Origin of the sequence: Alcanivorax sp. MD8A, from assembly GCF_002888555.1 — a bacterium.
GTDB lineage: Bacteria > Pseudomonadota > Gammaproteobacteria > Pseudomonadales > Alcanivoracaceae > Alcanivorax.
The window spans coordinates 20,423-39,888 of sequence record NZ_AQOQ01000031.1 but is presented as its reverse complement, the minus strand read 5'-3'; the positions used below and the strand labels follow the sequence as shown (position 1 = coordinate 39,888).

Sequence of the window (19,466 nt, the reverse complement as noted above, 5' to 3'; positions counted from 1 at the left end):
AACCAGCCTGAAAGACTGAGCATGCAAGGGGTTATACAGAGGCTCCTTAATACGGCCTTGGTCGCAGGCGGAGCACCGTTTTCTCCCCATGGCAGTGCAAAAACAGCGCAATGCGGCGGTAACCGGCCCCTGCACCAAAACGGTGGTGCATTTTGGGGAGGGAGGGGCGGTGCATAACAGTGCCGCTTGTGCAATTTATGGGCGTGCGGGGTGGGTGGCGGTGAATCGTCAATGGCTAACCATATGAAAAACAAGGTTTTTAAAAATTGGCACAGCATTTGCCTTATACGACTCATCACAGCAATAGCGTTGTGACGACATAACCATCTTCGTGACCAACGGCGGTCACGAGAAGATTCGAGCAAAGGCGCTCAAGGTACCCGGTCAACGATGACGGGGGACCCTGAGCGCTTTTTTTATGCCTGCCGGAGAGCGGGCTAGTGAGGGAAGACTGATGAAAAAAATGATTCGTACGGCACTGACAGCGTTGACCATGGGGCTCTCTGCCAACGCCATGGCGGCAGATTCGGTGGGCTGGCCGGAGAAGGCCGACCTGAAATTTGGTTTTATCAAACTTACGGACATGGCGCCGCTCGCCGTAGCGTACGAGAAAGGGTATTTCGAAGAAGAGGGGCTGTTCGTCACTCTGGAAGCCCAGGCCAACTGGAAAGTGCTGCTGGACCGGGTGATTGACGGTCAGCTCGATGGCGCGCATATGCTGGCAGGTCAGCCACTGGGAGCCACGATTGGTTATGGCACCGAGGCGCACATCATTACGGCCTTCAGCATGGACCTGAATGGTAACGGCATTACCGTGTCCAACGCGGTCTGGGAAGAAATGAAGAAAAATATTCCCAGCGAGAACGGTAAACCGGTGCACCCCATCAAGGCCGACGCCCTCAAGCCGGTAGTGGAAAAGTACAAGGCGGAAGGCAAGCCTTTCAACATGGGCATGGTGTTTCCGGTATCCACCCATAACTACGAGTTGCGTTACTGGCTGGCCGCCGGGGGCTTGAACCCGGGGTACTACGCTCCGCACAAGGGCGATACCAGCGGTCAATTGCAGGCGGATGTGCTGCTGTCGGTGACACCACCACCGCAAATGCCCGCCACGCTGGAAGCCGGCACTATCTATGGTTACTGCGTGGGAGAGCCCTGGAACCAGCAAGCCGTATTCAAGGGGATTGGGGTTCCGGTTATCACCGATTACGAAATCTGGAAAAACAATCCGGAAAAAGTGTTTGGCGTGAGCAAGGGCTGGGCTGACAAGTATCCCAACACCCATATTCGTGTCGTGAAGGCGATGATTCGTGCGGCCAAGTGGCTGGATGAAAACGATAACGCCAACCGTCCGGAAGCCGTGAAAATCCTGTCTCAGCCGAACTATGTTGGCGCCGATTATGACGTGATCGCCAATTCCATGACCGGCACCTTCGAATACGAAAAAGGCGACAAACGCCCGGTGCCGGATTTCAACGTGTTCTTCCGCTACAACGCGACCTATCCCTATTACTCCGATGCTATCTGGTATCTGACCCAGATGCGCCGTTGGGGTCAGATCAGCGAGAGCAAACCCGATAGCTGGTACATGGACGTAGCGAAGAAAGTGTATCGCCCGGACATCTATGCCCAGGCGGCCAAGTCACTGATCGCGGAAGGCAAGATTGCCGCCGATGAGTTTCCCGATTTTGCCACGGAAGAAGGCTTCAAACCGCCGCAGAAAGGTTTTATCGACAACATCACCTACGACGGCCGCAAGCCCAACGAATACCTGGCGAAATTCCCGATTGGTCTGAAAGAGGGCGACGCGCTTTAAGCGCTCGCCCGCCGAGGAGAAGCAATCATGGTGACCCTGACATTCCCAACCTGGATGGAACCCTACCGCGCCCTGGCCACTGGCAAGATGTCCGGTGAGCAATGGCAAGCCCTGCTGCGTCAGCTGATTTGGCCGGTACTGGGTATCGCGGCTTTCCTGTTGCTGTGGCAACTGGCGGCTCAGCGTATCGATACCTCGCTGGGGCAGTTCCCTGGTCCTTCACAGGTCTGGGAGCAGGCTGGCAGCTTGCTGGATGAGCATCAGGCGTCACGGGCCAAAGAGGCTGCGTTTCATGAGCGGCAGGAGAAGTACATTGCCAGCCGTCTGGCGCAGCAACCGGAATGGGAACCGGTCTATCGCAGCTACACGGGAGCGCCGACGTTTTTTGACCAGATTGCCACCAGTCTGATCACTGTGATGAGTGGTTTTCTGCTGGCCTCCATGATTGCCATTCCGCTGGGGATTTTTATCGGCCTGAGCAGCACTGCCCATGCCGCCATGAACCCGCTGATCCAGTTGTTCAAACCGGTATCGCCGCTGGCCTGGTTGCCGCTGGTGACCATGGTCGTAAGCGCGGTGTACGTAACGGATGATCCGTTGGTCGCCAAATCGTTTCTCACCTCCATGTTCACGGTGTCGCTGTGCTGTCTGTGGCCGACGCTGATGAACACGGCAGTAGGGGTGACGTCGGTAAGCCAGGATCTCACCAATGTGTCACGGGTACTGCGTCTTAACGCCATGAGCCATGTCCGCAAGATCGTACTGCCATCGGCATTGCCGATGATGTTCACCGGTCTGCGTCTTAGCCTTGGGATCGCCTGGATGGTGTTGATCGCCGCCGAGATGCTGGCCCAAAACCCCGGGCTCGGAAAATTCGTCTGGGATGAATTCCAGAACGGTAGCTCCCAATCCCTTGGCCGGATCATGGTGGCGGTCATCGTCATCGGTCTGATCGGTTTTCTGCTGGACCGCCTGATGCTGATGTTGCAGCGGGCTCTGGTCTGGGACAAGTCATCCGTGCAGCGATAAACGACCGAATAGGAGAATCTTCATGAAAGCACTACTGGAACTGTCCAACGTGGGGATGAAGTTCGACACGCCGAAAGGTCAATTCGAAGCCCTTAAGGATGTAAACCTGAAAATCGAGTCTGGTGAATTTGTCTCGTTGATCGGTCACTCCGGTTGCGGTAAATCCACTGTTCTCAACATCGTCGCCGGTCTATTGCAGGCCACCGATGGCGGCGTGATTCTGGACAAGCAGGAAGTCACGGAGCCTGGCCCCGAGCGGGCCGTGGTATTCCAGAATCATTCACTGTTGCCCTGGTTGAGCGCCTTCGAAAATGTGGAGTTGGCGGTCAAGCAAGTGTTCAAGAAAACCAAGAGCAAAGCCGAGATCCGTGACTGGGTGGCACACAACCTGGAGCTGGTGCACATGGCCCATGCCATGCACAAGAAACCGGATGAAATTTCCGGCGGTATGAAACAGCGCGTGGGGATTGCCCGGGCACTGGCCATGCAGCCACAGGTATTGTTGATGGACGAACCGTTTGGTGCTCTTGACGCACTGACCCGGGCACACCTTCAGGATTCCCTGATGGAAATCCATGCCCAGCTGGGCACCACCGTGATCATGATTACCCACGATGTGGATGAGGCGGTGTTGCTGTCCGATCGCATCGTGATGATGACCAATGGCCCGTCCGCCACCATTGGCGAAATCCTTGACGTCAAGCTGCCGCGGCCCCGGGACCGTCTTGCCTTGGCGGATGATCCCACTTTCGTGCGTTGTCGCCAGCAGGTGCTGCAGTTCCTGTATGAAAAGCAGCGCAAGGTGGAGCCGATGCCGAAACGCAACAGCGCCAACACAGAAGGGGTGCGTAAACGCGCCTGATTTTCCGCTTAACGAATACGACTGCCATTGCCCTGAACAGTGGCGGTAACAGGAAAGGTATGTCCGCACGTTGCGGAAAGCCTGAAAAGTTTTACTGGGAAGTTAACTTGCTGAGGAAGAAAAACATGAAACATTCTGCCATTGCTGCCGGCGTCATACTCTCCACGCTGGGCTTTACGGGGACGGCCAGTGCTGAAGAGGATGCCTTTATTACGGCTCTGAAAAGCGGCACGCCACTGCTCAATATGCGCCTGCGCTATGAAGAAGTGGACAGCGATGCCTTCACCGAGGAGGGCCAGGCACTGACCTTGCGTACTCGACTGGGTTACCAGAGCGGGAAATTCTATGGCTTTGATGTGATGGGGGAATTTGAGGATACCCACATCGTCGGCCAGGTGGATAATTATGCCCCGAACCAGGCCGGCTACCCGGTGATTGCCGACCCGGAAGTGACCGAGCTGAACCGTGCGGCGATCAGCTACACCGGCAGCAATGCACTGGAAGGTTTTTCTGCCATCTACGGTCGTCAACGCATCATCTATGACAATGCGCGCTTTGTGGGCAACGTGGGCTGGCGCCAGGACGAACAGACCTTCGATGGTGCCAAAGTGGATTATGCCCTCAGTGATTTCACTTTCTCTGCCGCTCATCTGACTGCGGTCAACGGCATCACTCCCGTATTCGATGCCAATGTGTCCAGCAACCTGTTCAACGTGGGCTGGAAAGGGGCGCCCGGCGGCTCCCTGACGGCCTACGGTTATTTGCTGGAAACCGACAACGTGCCGGATTCCAACAATGACACCTGGGGTCTGCGTTACGCCGGGGCCTTCGATCTGGATGCCATCAAGTTGCTGTTGACCCTGGAAGGCGCCCAGCAAGAGGTAGAAGCGGGCGATACCGAGTACTACTTCGCAGAACTGGGTGCCGAAATGGCAGGCGTGACCGTGAAGTTGGCACAGGAAGTGCTGGGTTCTGATGACGGAGTCGTGGCTTTCCAGACACCACTGGCAACCAAGCACGCGTTTAACGGCTGGGCGGACCTGTTTCTGGCAACCCCGGCAGACGGTCTCGAAGATACCTTTGTGACCGTGGGTGGCAAGCTGGCAGGTTTCAAGCTGGCGGCCATTTACCACGATTTCAAGTCTAACGAAGGCAGCACCGATTACGGCACAGAAATGGATCTGCTGGTCGCACGTCCGATCGGCAAGCACTACACAGTAGGTCTGAAGTATGCCGATTACAGTGCCGATGATTTTGGTGCGGATACCAGCAAGTACTGGGCCTGGGGTGAGTTGAAGTTTTAAGACGTCGTTCTCGACATCTTAACCCCGACCCTCCCGATTTGACCCTCAGGAAAGGAGGAGAAAGGTGGAGGCTAGACGATATCAACCGCAACCCCAGGTGCCAGAATCAGAGGTGCAAGCGCCGCTGATTATCGTCGGGAACGGCCCGGCAGGTATTCAATGTCTGGTAGAGCTGCGTCGCCGAGGACAGACCACCCCGGTGAAGTTGTTCGGAGCCGAGCCCTGGGCACCTTATGATCGCGTCAAGCTGTCCACCTTCCTTTCCGGGTCAACCGGGTTTGATGACCTGACCAATTTACCGGCTGAACTGGATGACTCCGTGGAGCATCTGGTTGGCCGGCCTGTTACCGGAATCAATCCTTCCCGTCGCTGGGTAGAAGATGCCCTTGGACAGCGTCACCCCTACAGCAAGCTCGTGCTGGCGCTCGGCAGCGACGCTCATATTCCTTCCATCCCGGGCACTGACTTGTCCGGGGTATTACGTTTTCGCGATATGGCCGATGCCCAGGCATTGATGGCCCGTCGCCTGCGCAGCACGCATACCGTGGTCATTGGTGGCGGGTTGCTTGGCATTGAAGCCGCTCACGGGCTGTGCCGGTTTGGCACCCGGGTCACCCTGATTCAGCACGCAGACCGGTTGATGAATCGCCAGCTCGACAGCGAAGCGGCCAGCCTGGTGGCTGGCAGTCTGAGTGAGTCCGGGGTGGATGTACGTCTGCAAACCAGCGTGCGTCGTATCGAAGGCAGCCAGCGGGTTGAATCTGTTGTCCTTGCTGATGGCACCGTGCTGCTTTGCGACACGGTGGTGTTTGCCACCGGCATTGCCCCGCGAACGGCGCTGGCGCGAAAGGCGGGTTTGACCGTGGCCAGTGGTATCCGGGTCAACGCCAGTATGCAGACATCCAACCCGGATATTTATGCCGTTGGAGAGTGTGCACAGTTTCAGGAACAAGTGTGTGGTCTGGTGATGCCGGCGTTGCAACAGGCTCGGGTGGCCGCAGCCAACCTGGCTGGCAGCCAGGACAGTTATACCCCGGTGGCTGACAGCACCTGGCTGAAAGTGATGGCGTTGGAAGTTTTCAGCGCCGGTCGCTTTATCGATGAAGAACGCGGTCTGGTGCACCAGACACTGGTTTACCGTCAGGCGGAAAAAGGGCTGTATCGGGCGCTGATGTTGCGTACCCATCGGCTGGTTGGCGTGGTGTCGGTGGGCCCCTGGCCCGAGCGCCAGCAGATTCTCAACCGGATTGCCGATGGGCGTCGCTTGCTTCCCTGGGAGATATGGCGTTTTCGCTTGTCTGGCACGCTTGCCGGTGGTCCTGCTCCGGTTGGGCAATGGCCTGCATCCACGGTGGTATGCCAGTGCCGCGGGCTGAACAGGGGACAACTGCAAACCTTCATGGGGGAAGGTTGCGACACCTTCACCTTGAAACAGCGAAGTGGGGCGGGAACCGTTTGTGGTGGTTGCGAACCGTTGCTGGACAGCCTCTGCCAAGGGGGTATGGCACGAGCGCGCAGTGTCCCCGGTGGCACTGCGCTTGCGATCCTGTCAGTAATGGCTGCGCTGCTGTTGGCGCTGGCATTCTGGTTGCCATCCCCTGCGCTATCGTCGTCGGTGCAATCACAAAGTCTGTTTGAACAGTTTTCCCGTAACGGGGAATGGCGTCAGTGGAGCGGTTATGGAGTGCTTGGCGCTTCGGTCTTGCTGTTGCTGATGTCGCTAAAAAAGCGGTTTCCCAAGGTGCCCATGGGCGGTTTTAGTGGCTGGCGAATTGCGCATGCCGCCATCGGGTCCCTGGCACTGGCTCTGCTCTATTGGCACACCGGTTTCTCGCTCGGGGAAAACCTCAATCGCTGGTTAATGCTGAGTTTTATCGGTGTCGCTATTGCCGGTATTGGCGCGGCTTTGTTAACCCGGTTTCAGGCGGCCCTCCCCGGGCTGGATGGATTACGCCAGGGCAGCACCTGGCTGCACATTCTGGTGTGCTGGCCATTACCGGTGCTGCTGATCTTTCACATTGTCTCGGCGTATTACTTCTAGGAGGGGCAACCGTGGGGATTCGCAAGCGCACAGTGGGGGTATGGGGAATCTGGTTGCTGGCGTCATTGGCCCTGGCAGGGTGGCTGGGGCTGCCCTTGCTAAAAAAGGACACGCCAAAGACCGCCTTTATTCCCGGTGCCATGACCCACGGCCACCACCAGATTGAATTGCAGTGTGGGGCTTGTCATGGCGATGGGTTCAATAGCCAGGAGGTACTGCAAGACGCCTGCGTTAATTGCCACGGCGACGAGCTGAAGGCCGCCCAGGATGCTCACCCGAAATCGAAATTTACCGACCCGCGTAACGCTGACCGGTTGGCGAATGTGGATGCCCGATTCTGTGTCTCCTGTCATGTAGAGCATCGCCCGGAACTGGATGTGGGAATGGGCGTCACCCTGCCCATGGACATGTGCGTGCACTGTCATGAAGACATCGCCAGTGAGCGGCCAAGTCATGAAGGCATGGGGTTTGATACCTGTGCCAGTGCTGGCTGCCACAACTTTCATGACAACCGCGCGCTGTATGAAGATTTCCTGCTTGCCCACGCGGGGGAGCCCTGGCTCAAACCCGAGCCGGTCCAGCCACCGCGACATGGTTGGCGTCATGACATGGACGACGCTGAACTGGTGGCGTTATTGCGTGGTGACGGGCCGCCGCCGGCCAGCGTGAAAGAACCGGAACATTGGGATGGTAATGCCCATGCCGAGGCCGGCGTGGCCTGTACCGCTTGCCATGGCAGTGCGGAGCAATGGGTTGATACGCCCGAACCATTGCAATGTGCCCGGTGCCACGAGTCCGAAGTGGAAGGGTTCACCCGCGGGCGTCATGGCATGCGGTTGGGAATGGCGCTGTCCCCCATGACGCCCGCACAGTCGGTGCTCAACATGCATGTGGAAGCGAGTCACCGTGAGCTGACCTGTGTGAGCTGCCATGGTGCCCATGACTTTGATACGCAAAAGGCAGCGGTGGATGCCTGCGTCGGTTGCCATAACGATGAGCATAGCAACGAGTACCTTCGCTCTCCGCATCACGACCTGTGGAAACGGGAAAAACGCGGCGAGCTGCCGCCGGGGAGCGGAGTCACCTGCGCCACCTGTCACATGCCCCGCGAGGAGCACAACGGGGATGTCCGGGTTCAGCATAACCAGAGCCTGAACCTGCGTCCGGTAGAAAAAATGATTCGTCCGGTGTGCCTGACCTGCCATGGGCTGGAATTCTCCATTGATGCCCTGGCGGACCCGCACCTGCTGGAAAACAACTTCCGTGGCAAGCCCGATATCCATGTGCCGTCAGTGGACATGGCCAGGGAGCGCGATGAGTCCCGGGACGGAAAAAAGGGGCTTTATTGAGCCATTACGGAAACAGATTTCAAACCTGAGGAGGTACTACCCATGCAAGCCATGCAAGACGTTGTAAAGCACAAAGTCTCCATCCTGATGGCCACAGCCCTGTCGGCCCTGTTACTCAGCGGTTGTGGCGAAGAGGAAGCCAAACCCGCGGGGGGAATTGATCCCAAGGTCTATACCGATTCGTTGTTTGCGGTCATGAATGCCGATCGTACCAACTACACCAAACTGATCATCGCCCGTCTGGGGCCCCAGGGGGCCGACAGCATCAAGCCCCATGAATACTGGGAAGATCTGGATAACGGTGCTCCCTTGCCTGCGCAAATGTTCCGTTACGGCGCAGAAGCGGTTAGCGAAACAAGCAGCGATTTTTCCTATTCCCTGCAGTCTTTGTGGCCGATTAATAGCCAGAACGCGCCGAAAACCGAGCTGGAAAAAGAGGGGCTGCAATTCATCGTCGATAACCCGGGGGAAAACTTCTACGGCACAGAAACTCTGGGGGAAGTGAGTTATTACACCGCGGTGTACCCGGATGTGGCGGTAGCCGCCCCCTGTGTCGCTTGCCACAACAATCACAAGGATTCTCCCAAAACGGATTTCGAGATGGGAGACGTCATGGGTGGGGTGGTCATTCGAGTGCCCATGTAATGGGCGGGATGCGCACTTTCGGTTCGTAACGATTCATCGAATAACCGCTGCCACCGGCAGCAAGGGAGAAACGCATGACCCCAGAACAGATTGCACGGGTGCAAGACAGCTGGACCCAAGTGGAGGCCATTTCTGATCAGGCCGCCGTGCTGTTTTACGACCGTTTGTTTACCCAGGACCCGGCCCTCAAGCCCCTGTTCAAGGGCAATATGGAGGAGCAGGGGAAAAAGCTGATGACCATGATCGGGGTTGCGGTGAAGGGGCTGGACCGACTCGACACCATTGTCCCTGCCGTCCAGAAACTGGGCGAGCGGCACAAGGATTACGGGGTGAAACCGGCAGATTACACCACGGTGGCACAGGCCTTGCTTTGGACTCTGGGACAGGGATTGGGCGACGCCTTTGACGAGGATACCGAGGCCGCCTGGACGGCAGCCTACACGTTGCTGGCAACCACCATGATTGAGGCAGCGGAGTATTGATCCGCGGGGCCGCAAGTGCCGTTTTGGCACTGCAAAGCGCACCATTTCGGTGCGTTTTGTCGGTCCTTTATTGGTGAGAATTTAATCCTTAAGTAAAACAACAGGTTAGTGGATCAATGACTGGCACAACCGTTGCAAAACACTCCGGTACAACTTTGCGTCCGGACACCGTAGAGGCTATGGCTTTGAAAATCATGCTGGTGGATGACCAGCCACCCCGCGCCGCCATTCTTGAGCGGGCCCTCATTGATGAGGGTCACGAGATTCTGTGTCGGCTTACCAGCGCGGCCGGGTTGGCGGAAAAGGTAAGCAGCAGCAATCCGGATGTGGTCATCGTCGACATGGATGCCCCCGACCGTGACACTCTGGAAAGTATGGCGTTGGTGCAGCGGGATATGCCTCGCCCCATGGTGATGTTCTGCAACCAGGATGATGAAGATCTGGTCGTGGCGGCGCTGCGTGCCGGCGTCAGTGCCTATGTGGCAGGAGAAACGGATCTTACCCGGGTACGGGGCGTCATGCGTGTCGCCACCGCTCGCTTCCGCGAGTATCAGGCCCTGCGTGAAGAGCTGGAACAGACCCGCGAAGCGCTGGCAGAACGCAAGATTATTGAACGGGCCAAAGGGTTGCTGATGCAGCGCCGCCGGCTCAATGAACAGGATGCCTACAGCACCTTGCGGCGTCAGGCCATGAATACCGGGCAACCTCTGGTTCAGGTCGCGCGCTCGGTGCTGGATTACGCTGAATTGTTGAAGGCCCAAGGTTAGGTTGGGACGGTTTTCTCGTGATCTTTGGTGACGTTCCATTCGCGGTCTAAGCACCGCTTCCATAATGACAGGAGACAGCATGCGACGAGTGAATCCGCTGATGAAATCGCGAAGTCTGGTGTCGGCACCGGCAAGACCCCTGGAGTCTTCCCGGCCTAGAAGCCAGGCGGCGGTGCAGCGTCGTCAGTCGGGAGATGCCCGTCGTGCCATCCTTACGGAGATCGCTTGATGAAAATCCGCATTGGCTACATGCCGTTGACCGATAGCCTGCCGCTGGCAGTGGCCCAGGAAGCGGGTTACTTCAGTGCGGAAGGGCTGGATGTGGAGCTTCAGCCAGAATGGAGCTGGGCAAGTCTGCGGGACCGGCTATTGGTGGGCCAACTGGATGCCGCACCGATGCTCGCGCCCATGTTGATGGCCACCACGCTCGGTCTGGGCAGTATCAAGAAACCGTTGGCCACAGCATTTTCCATGGGCCTGAACGGCAACGGTATTACCGTTTCCCCCATGCTGTTCCAGGGGTTGTGTGCCTTGTCTGAAGGGCCGACGCCTAACGACATGGCCAATGCCATGAACAAGCTTGTGGCCGCTCGGGCGTCCAGCGGAGAATCGCCGCTGACTCTGGCGGTGGTGTTCCCGTTCTCCTGCCATGCCTATCAGCTTCGCCACTGGCTTAGCGTGGCCGGGTTGGACCCGGACCATGATGTCAAACTGGTGGTGCTGCCACCGTCGCAGATGGTGGACCATCTGCGTATGGGGCACATTGACGGTTTCTGCGTGGGGGAACCCTGGAACAGCCTGGCGGCCCTGACTGGGGCAGGGCATTGCCTGTTGTCCGGCTACCAGATCTGGGAAAACGCTCCGGAAAAAGTGCTGGCGGTATCTCGTGACTGGGTAGCACGCCATCCGGATGAACACAGGGCGCTGCTGCGAGCCCTGTACAAGGCGGCCTGCCATGCGGATGAAAACCTGGTCGATAGCTTGTCACTGCTGGCTCATCCTGCCTGGCTGGATGTGCCGGAAGAAATCATTCGGGCCCCGTTCAGTCAACGCCTGCCAGGCGGTCTGACCGGGCAGCCGTTCCCGGCGCACCATTTTCATGTGTTCGCCGGGTTCCACGCCAATTTCCCCTGGCGTTCCGATGCCCGTTTCCTGCTTGAAGAAATGCAGCGCTGGCGTCAGTGTTCGTTGGAAGAAAAACAGACTTTTGCTGCCCAGTGCTACCGCACGGACCTGTTCCGTGATGCACTGGCGGATCTCACCAGCCTGCCGCTGATGGACAGCAAACCCGATGAACGCCACGCCGGCCACTGGGAATTACCCGGCGAACCCAGGCCCCTGGAGCTGGGCCCGGATCGTCTGTTGCGAACCATCGAAGAGCAGCCGGAGGGCTGACGGCTGCGAATGCCCTGTCGTAGAAGCGACCCTGCGGGCGTTCCTTCGCTTGGCTCGGTGGCGGAGCGATAAGCGCTTGCGATATAACGCATTTGCATCACAGCGTTCACAGAGGTTAAAACCGTCTTTCCCTCAGTGGCCTCTGTGATCTCTGTGGTCAATATCGCTTTTAAAGGTTTGGGTTATCGCGCCGCCAGCGACGCTCCTACGGCACGGGTTGGTGTCATTCGAAACTCGTTTCTCGCAACTCGCTTCTAGTCTGTCTTTGTCAGAGTGCTGGTCCCACTTTCCCCGGCAGAATCACCTGCAAGCGTCATCGTGATCTCAACAAGGCATGCTCCTCAAACGAGAAAACTCACCCCCACGCCCAGCAACAACAGGGCGAACAAACGTTTCAACAGCCGTGGCGATAACCGGTGTGCGAGACGCGCGCCAAACCGGGCGAAGAACATGCTGGTCAACGCGACCCCCACCATGGCAGGAAGGTACACGTACCCCAGGCTCCACTCGGGCAGTTGTGGCTGACTCCAGCCAATCAGCATGAAACTCAAGGCACTGGCGGCGGCGATGGGTAACCCGCACGCTGACGAGGTGGCCACTGCCTGCTGCATGGGCAGGCTGCGCCAGGTAAGGAAAGGGACATTCAGGGTGCCACCGCCGATGCCAAAGATTGCGGAGGCCCAGCCGATTACCCCGCCAGCGGTCGTCAGGCCCAGCTTGCCTGGCACCGCACGGCTGGCACTGGGTTTCAGATCCAGCGCCATTTGAATAGCGATCACGATGGCGAACACACCAATAATCTTTTGTAGCATCGGCCCCTGAATTGACGCGGCGGTTAGCGAACCCAGCCCGGCACCCAGCAGGATGCCCACGGTCATCCAGGCAACAATAGACCATTGCACCGCGCCCTTGCGGTGGTGCTCCATCACCGAGTTGATGGATGTGAAAACGATGGTCGCCAACGATGTGCCCACCGCCAGATGGGTCAAGACTTGCTGGTCGATGCCCTGAGCGGTAAAGCTCAAGACCAGTACCGGCACGATGATGATGCCGCCGCCGACCCCAAACAGACCGGCCAATACCCCGGCCGCAGCCCCCAAAACTAGATAAAGCAAAAATTCCATACTCAACCCTTGGAAGAAATCTGTGTAAAGCCACATCGGTGGCAATGTAATAACGGAAAAAAGAAGCGGGGGAGGGCTCTCAGGTGCGAATAGCCGCGTCCAGATTGCAATATTGCCCTTTGAAATACAGCAGCGGCTGTGTGTCGCGCGTTTGCTGCAGGCTCAGTGCCCGCACTTCACCAATCACGATCAAGTGATCGCCGGCTTCGTGCTCGGCGTGAATGACGCAGTCCAGCCAGTGCAGGCTGCCACCAATCACCGGGTTGCCCAGGGGGGAACGAGTCCAGTCGATGGCTTGCCACTTGTCCGCGCCCTGTTGGGCAAAGCGGTTGGAGACCGCCACTTGCTCATCGGAAAGAATGTTCACCGCAAAGCGGCCCGCCCGACGGATCTTGGGGTAGCTGAAAGAGTCACGCTTGACACTGAAGGACACCAGCGGCGGGGTGGTCGATACGCTGTAGAACGACTGGCAGGTAAAGCCGATGGGCTCATCATCAATGTGTGACGTAATGACGGTGAGCCCGGAGGCGAAATGGCCGAGCGCCTGGCGAAAATGCAGTGGGTCGATGGCCGGTGTGGTGAGTGACATAGTCATTCCAGAATAGAAGTAACGCAGATGAGTGAATCAGGCGGGCTGTCCTGACAATGCAGAACCCCCGCTCTTGCCGACGGTATTCAGGCCAGCTCGTTGCGGACGATCTCTGCCCCTGCACTCAGTGCTCGCAGTTTTCCCTGGGCCACGTGGCGGGGCAGGGGGGCCATGCCGCAGTTGGTGCATGCGTACAGTTTGTCGGCATCCACGAATTGCAGTGCTCGGCGCAAGGTGCTGGCCACTTCTTCCGGGCTTTCTACGGTGTGGCTCGCCACATCAATCGCGCCTACCATCACTTTCTTGCCGCGAATCAGCTCAATCAGGTCCATGGGGACATGGGAGTTGTGGCACTCCAGGGACACCATATCGATGGTTGAGGCTTTTAGCTTGGGGAAGGCTTCTTCATATTGCCGCCACTCGGAACCCAGCGTTTTTTTCCAGTCGTTATTGGCTTTGATGCCGTAGCCATAACAAATATGCACGGCGGTTTCACACTTGAGCCCTTCAATGGCTCTTTCCAGTGTGGCCACGCCCCAGTCATTGACCTCATCAAAAAACACATTAAAGGCCGGTTCGTCGAACTGGATGATATCGACGCCAGCTGCCTCCAGCTCTCTGGCTTCCTGATTAAGGATCCTGGCGAACTCCCATGCCAGTTTCTCCCGGCTTTTGTAATGGGCATCGTAAAGTGTATCGATCATGGTCATGGGGCCGGGCAGCGCCCACTTGATCGGCTGCCGGGTTTGTTCACGCAGAAAGCGGGCATCCTCTACAAATACCGGTTTCTGACGACTCACCGCCCCGACCACCGTTGGGACACTGGCATCGTAACGGTCACGAATCTTCACCGTCTCGCGCTTTTCGAAATCGACTCCGTCCAAATGTTCGATAAAGGTGGTAACGAAGTGTTGGCGGGTTTGTTCACCATCGCTGACGATGTCGATGCCGGCCAGCTGCTGCTCATGCAAGCTCAGGCGCAGGGCGTCCTGTTTGCCTTCAGCGAGCGCCTCGCCCTGCAACTTCCAGGGGGACCAGAGCGTTTCGGGCTCGGCCAGCCAGCTGGGCTTGGGCAGGCTGCCCGCGGTGGATGTGGGTAACAATCGTTTCATTATCTGTGCTGCCTTTTAAGCGCCGAAATTCGCAGACCATTGATTCAGCACCGCCCGGTAAGGCTCAATCAGATGCTGTTCAGCGAACTTGCCTTGTTTGATGGCCAATTGGCTGCGTTCTTCCCGGTCGTAATGGATGCGGGTCAGTGAGTAATCCGAGTGCTTGAGGCTGGGCTGGTAGCGATTGCCGGCCTCGGAATTGGCGTTGTAAATCTCGGGTCGATAGATTCTCTGGAACGTCTCCATGGTGCTGATGGTGCTGATCAGCTCCAGGTTGGTGTAGTCGTTCACCAGGTCGCCAAAGAAGAAAAAAGCCAGCGGCGCTACGCTGTGGGGGGGCATGAAATAGCGCACGCTCAATCCCATTTTCTTGAAGTAACTCTCGGTCAATGATGATTCATTGGGCAGGTATTCGAACCCCAGCACGGGATGGTGATTCTCGGTGCGGGTGTACACCTTGTTATCCGATACGCTGATACAGATTACGGGCAGTTTGCTGAAGTTTTCCCGGTACGCGCTTGAGTGAACGAAGTGCTGGAACAGCTTGCCGTGCAGATCACCAAAGTTCTCAGGGATGCTGAAATGGGGCTGGTCCTTGTTATGGTTTTGCAGGGCGATGCTGAAGTCATAATCCCGCACGTAGGAGGAGAAGTTGTTCCCGACAATTCCCTCAATGTGCTTGTTGGTATGCCGGTCAACGATGGTGGTTTTCAGGATTTCGATGGTCGGGAAAGTATCACCATTGCCTTCAATATCGATATCCACAGACACAATGTCATGCTGCACGGCGTAGCGATCGCCATTGGGGTTGTCCCAGTGTGCCAGCGCATTGAACCGGTTGTTGATCATCGTCAGGGTGTCGCGCAGGTTCTCCTTGCGCCGCTCACCCCGCGCCAGGTTGGCAAAGTTGGTGGTGATGCGCGTGCTGTCGGATGGGCGGTAATCCTCATCGAAACAAATGCGCTTGATGCTGAAAGTCAGTTCGTTGCTCATGGTGACAGGGCGTCCGCGTCAGTATTGGGCATGGCTTGCACCGCAGGGTGTGTACCGCAATGCAACCTGATTGGCGGCCATTATGCGCAAGTCTCGACTTGAGGTTAATTGGTATTATTTCAACATTTCATGAGATATCCTCATTTTGGTGTTGTCCCCCTGCCACGGGTGACCTGGCTGTCAAGGTACGTACTCTGGGTGGGCGCGAGGCTTGGGGCGCTGTTACGAGAGAGTGTGTAGCAGGGCTCACGGCGGTGTAGGCCCCGTCCCACAATGGACATTATTGGAGGATCAGATGCTGGAATTACGACATCTTGCCACCCTGCGAGCGATTGATGAGGCCGGCTCGATGGTGGACGCGGCCGATCGACTGCATGTCACCCAATCGGCTTTATCGCATCAGCTGAAAGATCTGGAACATCGGCTGGGCATGGAACTCGTCGTGCGGCGCTCCCGCCCGGTGCGGTTTACCACCGCGGGGCTGCGATTGCTGACGCTGGCGCAGGACGTGCTTCCCAGGGTGCAGCAGGCCGAACGGGAGTTGAAGCGGCTTGCCGAGGGGCAGTCGGGCCGGCTGCATATCGCGATTGATTGCCACTCCTGTTTTCAGTGGCTGATGCCGGCACTGGATGCCTTTCGCGAACACTGGCCAGACGTGGAACTGGACCTGTCGGCGGCCTTCAGTTTTGCGCCATTACCGGCGCTGTTGCGCGGCGATCTGGATATGGCGATCACCTCGGATCCAGTGGAGGATGCCGCGGTACAGTTCCTGCCGCTGTTTCGCTATGAGCTGGTGCTGGCGGTATCGGGGCGCTCGCCGTTGGCGGGCCGCAAATGGATCGAACCGACCGATATCAGTGACCAGACCCTGATCACCTATCCCGTCGAGCGCGAGCGTCTGGATGTGTTCACTGCGTTTCTTGACCCCGCCGGTGCCGAGCCCGCGGCGGTACGCACTGCTGAACTGACGCCCATGACCGCGCAGCTGGTGGCAGCAGGCCGCGGCGTGGCGGCGCTTCCTAATTGGGCGCTGACCGAATATACCGCCCATGATTTGCTGAAAACCGTGCGCCTGGGAGAGAGCGGCGTGTGGCGGACCCTGTATGCGGCGGTGCGTATCGAGGATGCCCAGCGTCCCTACATTCAGGAGTTTCAGGAGACGGCGCGGGAGGTGTGTTTCAAGACGTTGAGTGGGGTGAAGGCGGTTAAGGGCAGTTAACAGTTAACAGTGAATAGTTAACAGCGAAAAACCAGGGCTGCTGTGGTGCTTGTCTGCAAGCGATGATGAGATTTGGCGTTGAGACTAACGCGTTTCGAAAGGCACAACTTTGCCGTAGGAGCGACGCTCCTACGGCAAGGTGGTGCGATGGCTGGCTGCTGGGAGGTTATGAAAAAATCTTAACCCCGACGATGCCGGCGACAATCATCAGCAGGCAGGCGAGCTTGCCGGCGGATACCGAATCCTGAAAGAAAACGATGCCCAGCAGCACCGTGCCGAAGGCGCCGATGCCGCTCCAGACGGCATAGGCGGTGCCGGCGGGGAGGGTGCGCATGGCCTGAGCCAGCAGCCAGAAGCTCAGGGCGGCGGCGATCAGGGTGAGAACAGTGGGTAGCGGACGGGTAAAACCGTGGCTGGCCTTGAGTCCCAGCGCCCAGCCAATTTCCAGTAATCCCGCGAAGAAGATGTAAGCCCATGCCATGAGGTAACTCCTGCATGGGGCCGTCCCCGGGTGGTGCCGTGTGATCGAGGTCGTCCTCGGGCGTGAATGTTGTTCAGGAATATAGTGTGAGTGGCGAAAATTTCAAGGTGTGGGGGCCCGCAAATGCGTTGGGCGGACGGACGGTATGCCTGGCTCACTGGAGAGGGTGCGGTTTTATTCCGGGCACCATTTATTCCGGGTACCAGGTATCGATAAGGGATTGCATTGCTTCCTCGTTATGGCAGCGATCTGTCTCTATCCACTGTTCGTCGATGCCGTTGTCGTCCTGCCATTGGGCCAGTGCCATCAAATACCCATAGGCCGGGCAGTCCGGTGGGGAGGAAGGCTGTTCCGTGAACAGTGGCAGCTGCAGGTGGCTGGGTTGCCGCGACAGCGGAGGGATCAGCGTGCGGGTACCGATTTCTGCATATGCATAATCGGGATGCCGGATCTGCCATGTCTGGGTACGCATGGCACTGGCGGCCATGATCAGGTGCAGTCCGACATGGCTTTGCTCTTCGATCGCAAAATAGCCGTCTTTATCCGTGGTGGCTGACAGATCAGGGTCATCCGCGTTGGTGATAACGGCACCGGCAACCGGGGTGCCGGTGACCCCATCGACAAGGGTGCCGTCCACCGGTTGGACATCCCACTGACGTTTGATGGTGGGCAGGCAGCCGCTGGTCATCAGGCTGCTGAAGAGCAGGGCCAGTGCCAGCCAGTGGTATTTTCTCATGTTCGGTCCGTCATGTTGTATGTGCCTTGCCGATAACAGGGAGATAACGCTCTCACCATTTTTTATAGGGCAGGGTACTCAGGGCGCTGTTGTAGTAGCGTGTTTCGCCAGTGACATCGTCCCCGAGCCACTCGGGTTTGTCGAAAGGGGTGTCTTCGCTGGGCAGTTCGATTTCTGCCACGACCAGGCCTGTATTGTCGCCGTGAAAAACGTCTATTTCCCAGCACAAGTCGCCCTGGGGCAGGCGGTAGCGGGTCTTGTCGATGACGCCGGCGCCGCACAGCTCGTCCAGCATCTGGCGGGCGTCGTCGACGGGAATGGGGTACTCGAATTCGCTGCGGGTAGCGCCAGTGGTCTTGCCCTTGATGGTCAACCAGGCGCTTGCCCCGGCGATGCGCACGCGCACCGTGGCGTGTTTGTCATGACTGAGATACCCCTGGGTCAGACGTTCCCCTTCAAGCGTTTGGGTAACGGTGGTGTTGCTGACGAGAAACTTGCGTTCAATTTCCTGGCCCATTATCGATTCCCAGCTGGTCGAAGGTCACATCAAACCCCAGTGCTTTGAAGCCTTCAATAATGTCATCGGGCAGATAGAAGGCGGGGTCGTCCATAAAGAAGTAGTGTGACACACCGATGCCGTAGCGGTAATCGCCAGGCAGGTTTTTCAGCTGGGGGGCCAGGCGTTGCAGTTTGAGCAGCAGCTTTTCGAAGTGGTCCCGATGGCTGGCTCGCTCGTCCAGCTGGCTGGAGAGGATCCAGCGGTTTTCCCGCCGCTGGGCGTCCGGGAAGGCGTCGCTGTAGGTGTCGCCTTCGCGCCAGTAGTCATCGGCGCCTTGTCCCAACAGCACGTCGAGCCGGGCAGGGTCGTGATCGAAACCGACAATGGCAAAATAGACGTGGTGTTCCATCATTCGCTGCCGTCCGGCGCTGCTGTTTCAGGGCGCAGCTGGCGGTTACGCTGCAGTTCTTCGACCGGGAACCCTTTCTCTTGGGCGACTTGCACCAGCGCCTGATACTGGTCTTCGGGCAGTTCAGACTGGCGCGCCAGAATCCACAGGTATTCCCGGCTGGGTTCGCCGATCACCACGGTCTGGTAATCCTTGTCCAGGGCAATAATCCAGTAGTTGCCTTCGGTGATCGTGGGGATCAGTCGTGATACCCAGTTATCGAATCGCACCTTCAATTTGGCATTGTCAGAGCCAGGTACCACCCGGGCAGTGCCTTCCGCTTCGCTGGTTTGTTCGCCCTCCCGCTGACAGCGGTTGATGACCTTCACGGTGCCGTCGTCGTTGAGACTGTAGGTGGCGGTGGAATCGTAGCAGCCACGCTGGAACCACTGGGGCAGGCGGGCAATCTCGTACCAGGTTCCGGCATAGCGCTGCAAATCCACCTTGTCGACGGTGGCCAGAGGTTTCTCCTGGCCGCCGCAGGCGCTGAGCAGCAAGGTGGCAACAAGGGGGAGCAGGGCAGCGACAGGGTGTTTCATTCCAGTCTCCAGAAATCAGGTGTTCTCAGAATGCGG

21 protein-coding genes are annotated in these 19,466 nt (G+C 57.9%); 12 read left to right on the top strand and 9 right to left on the bottom strand.

Annotated features, from left to right (window positions below; all coding sequences use genetic code 11):
- Window positions 1–454: 454 nt before the first annotated feature.
- The 11 genes from A15D_RS14020 (at window position 455) to A15D_RS13975 (ending at window position 11,690) form a co-directional block, all read left to right on the top strand.
- Window positions 455–1,816: a CmpA/NrtA family ABC transporter substrate-binding protein gene (locus A15D_RS14020; RefSeq protein ID WP_022984442.1), complete on the top strand. Its 1,362-nt coding sequence runs from the start codon at window positions 455–457 to the stop codon at window positions 1,814–1,816.
- Between the two features lie 27 nt (window positions 1,817–1,843).
- Window positions 1,844–2,845, top strand: coding sequence for an ABC transporter permease (locus tag A15D_RS14015; protein ID WP_102792436.1), 1,002 nt, complete (start codon window positions 1,844–1,846; stop codon window positions 2,843–2,845).
- A 22-nt stretch (window positions 2,846–2,867) separates the two neighbouring features.
- The gene (locus tag A15D_RS14010; protein WP_102792435.1) at window positions 2,868–3,707 is read left to right on the top strand and encodes an ABC transporter ATP-binding protein; all 840 of its coding nucleotides are present in this window, start codon (window positions 2,868–2,870) and stop codon (window positions 3,705–3,707) included.
- Window positions 3,708–3,832: 125 nt separating this feature from the next.
- A complete protein-coding gene (locus A15D_RS14005) occupies window positions 3,833–5,011 on the top strand; it encodes an alginate export family protein (RefSeq protein ID WP_102792440.1) in 1,179 nt (392 codons plus the stop codon).
- Between the two features lie 64 nt (window positions 5,012–5,075).
- Complete coding sequence (locus tag A15D_RS14000) at window positions 5,076–7,052, top strand: FAD-dependent oxidoreductase (protein ID WP_102792434.1); 1,977 nt, start codon at window positions 5,076–5,078, stop codon at window positions 7,050–7,052.
- 11 nt (window positions 7,053–7,063) lie between these two features.
- A complete protein-coding gene (locus A15D_RS13995) occupies window positions 7,064–8,401 on the top strand; it encodes a cytochrome c3 family protein (RefSeq protein WP_102792433.1) in 1,338 nt (445 codons plus the stop codon).
- A gap of 42 nt (window positions 8,402–8,443) precedes the next feature.
- Window positions 8,444–9,046 (top strand): DUF3365 domain-containing protein, encoded by a 603-nt coding sequence (locus A15D_RS13990; RefSeq protein WP_022984448.1) that lies wholly within the window; start codon window positions 8,444–8,446, stop codon window positions 9,044–9,046.
- Window positions 9,047–9,120: 74 nt separating this feature from the next.
- Window positions 9,121–9,528, top strand: coding sequence for a globin family protein (locus tag A15D_RS13985; protein WP_102792432.1), 408 nt, complete (start codon window positions 9,121–9,123; stop codon window positions 9,526–9,528).
- Between the two features lie 179 nt (window positions 9,529–9,707).
- Entirely contained in the window at window positions 9,708–10,295 is a 588-nt protein-coding gene (locus A15D_RS13980; RefSeq protein WP_022984450.1) for an ANTAR domain-containing response regulator, read from the top strand.
- Window positions 10,296–10,374: 79 nt separating this feature from the next.
- Window positions 10,375–10,524 (top strand): hypothetical protein, encoded by a 150-nt coding sequence (locus tag A15D_RS17270; RefSeq protein WP_158245816.1) that lies wholly within the window; start codon window positions 10,375–10,377, stop codon window positions 10,522–10,524.
- A complete protein-coding gene (locus A15D_RS13975; protein ID WP_102792431.1) occupies window positions 10,524–11,690 on the top strand; it encodes a CmpA/NrtA family ABC transporter substrate-binding protein in 1,167 nt (388 codons plus the stop codon). The genes A15D_RS17270 and A15D_RS13975 overlap by 1 nt, the downstream gene beginning before the upstream one ends.
- A gap of 341 nt (window positions 11,691–12,031) precedes the next feature.
- Here A15D_RS13975 and A15D_RS13970 read toward each other — a convergent pair whose 3' ends face one another.
- The 4 genes from A15D_RS13970 to A15D_RS13955 form a co-directional block, all read right to left on the bottom strand.
- Complete coding sequence (locus tag A15D_RS13970) at window positions 12,032–12,814, bottom strand: sulfite exporter TauE/SafE family protein (RefSeq protein WP_102792430.1); 783 nt, start codon at window positions 12,812–12,814, stop codon at window positions 12,032–12,034.
- A gap of 79 nt (window positions 12,815–12,893) precedes the next feature.
- Window positions 12,894–13,403, bottom strand: coding sequence for a flavin reductase family protein (locus A15D_RS13965; protein WP_022984453.1), 510 nt, complete (start codon window positions 13,401–13,403; stop codon window positions 12,894–12,896).
- Between the two features lie 86 nt (window positions 13,404–13,489).
- Window positions 13,490–14,515, bottom strand: coding sequence for a methionine synthase (locus A15D_RS13960; protein ID WP_102792429.1), 1,026 nt, complete (start codon window positions 14,513–14,515; stop codon window positions 13,490–13,492).
- 15 nt (window positions 14,516–14,530) lie between these two features.
- On the bottom strand, window positions 14,531–15,508 hold the full coding sequence (locus tag A15D_RS13955; protein ID WP_102792428.1) for a DUF1852 domain-containing protein: 978 nt from the start codon (window positions 15,506–15,508) through the stop codon (window positions 14,531–14,533).
- Between the two features lie 295 nt (window positions 15,509–15,803).
- On the opposite strand from A15D_RS13955, the gene A15D_RS13950 reads away from it, so the two are divergent.
- Window positions 15,804–16,727, top strand: a complete 924-nt coding sequence (locus A15D_RS13950; RefSeq protein ID WP_102792427.1) for a LysR family transcriptional regulator — start codon at window positions 15,804–15,806, stop codon at window positions 16,725–16,727.
- Between the two features lie 166 nt (window positions 16,728–16,893).
- On the opposite strand, the gene A15D_RS13945 is transcribed toward A15D_RS13950, so the two are convergent.
- The 5 genes from A15D_RS13945 to A15D_RS13925 form a co-directional block, all read right to left on the bottom strand.
- Complete coding sequence (locus A15D_RS13945; RefSeq protein ID WP_022984457.1) at window positions 16,894–17,208, bottom strand: multidrug efflux SMR transporter; 315 nt, start codon at window positions 17,206–17,208, stop codon at window positions 16,894–16,896.
- Between the two features lie 190 nt (window positions 17,209–17,398).
- Window positions 17,399–17,944, bottom strand: a complete 546-nt coding sequence (locus A15D_RS13940; protein WP_102792426.1) for a carboxypeptidase-like regulatory domain-containing protein — start codon at window positions 17,942–17,944, stop codon at window positions 17,399–17,401.
- A gap of 52 nt (window positions 17,945–17,996) precedes the next feature.
- Window positions 17,997–18,461 carry a CYTH domain-containing protein gene (locus tag A15D_RS13935; protein ID WP_102792425.1) on the bottom strand — a complete coding sequence of 155 codons (465 nt, stop codon included), beginning with the start codon at window positions 18,459–18,461 and terminating at the stop codon, window positions 17,997–17,999.
- Entirely contained in the window at window positions 18,445–18,855 is a 411-nt protein-coding gene (locus tag A15D_RS13930) for a DUF4279 domain-containing protein (protein WP_233192253.1), read from the bottom strand. The genes A15D_RS13935 and A15D_RS13930 overlap by 17 nt, the downstream gene beginning before the upstream one ends.
- Window positions 18,852–19,430 (bottom strand): lipocalin family protein, encoded by a 579-nt coding sequence (locus tag A15D_RS13925; protein WP_102792424.1) that lies wholly within the window; start codon window positions 19,428–19,430, stop codon window positions 18,852–18,854. The genes A15D_RS13930 and A15D_RS13925 overlap by 4 nt, the downstream gene beginning before the upstream one ends.
- Window positions 19,431–19,466 lie beyond the last annotated feature (36 nt).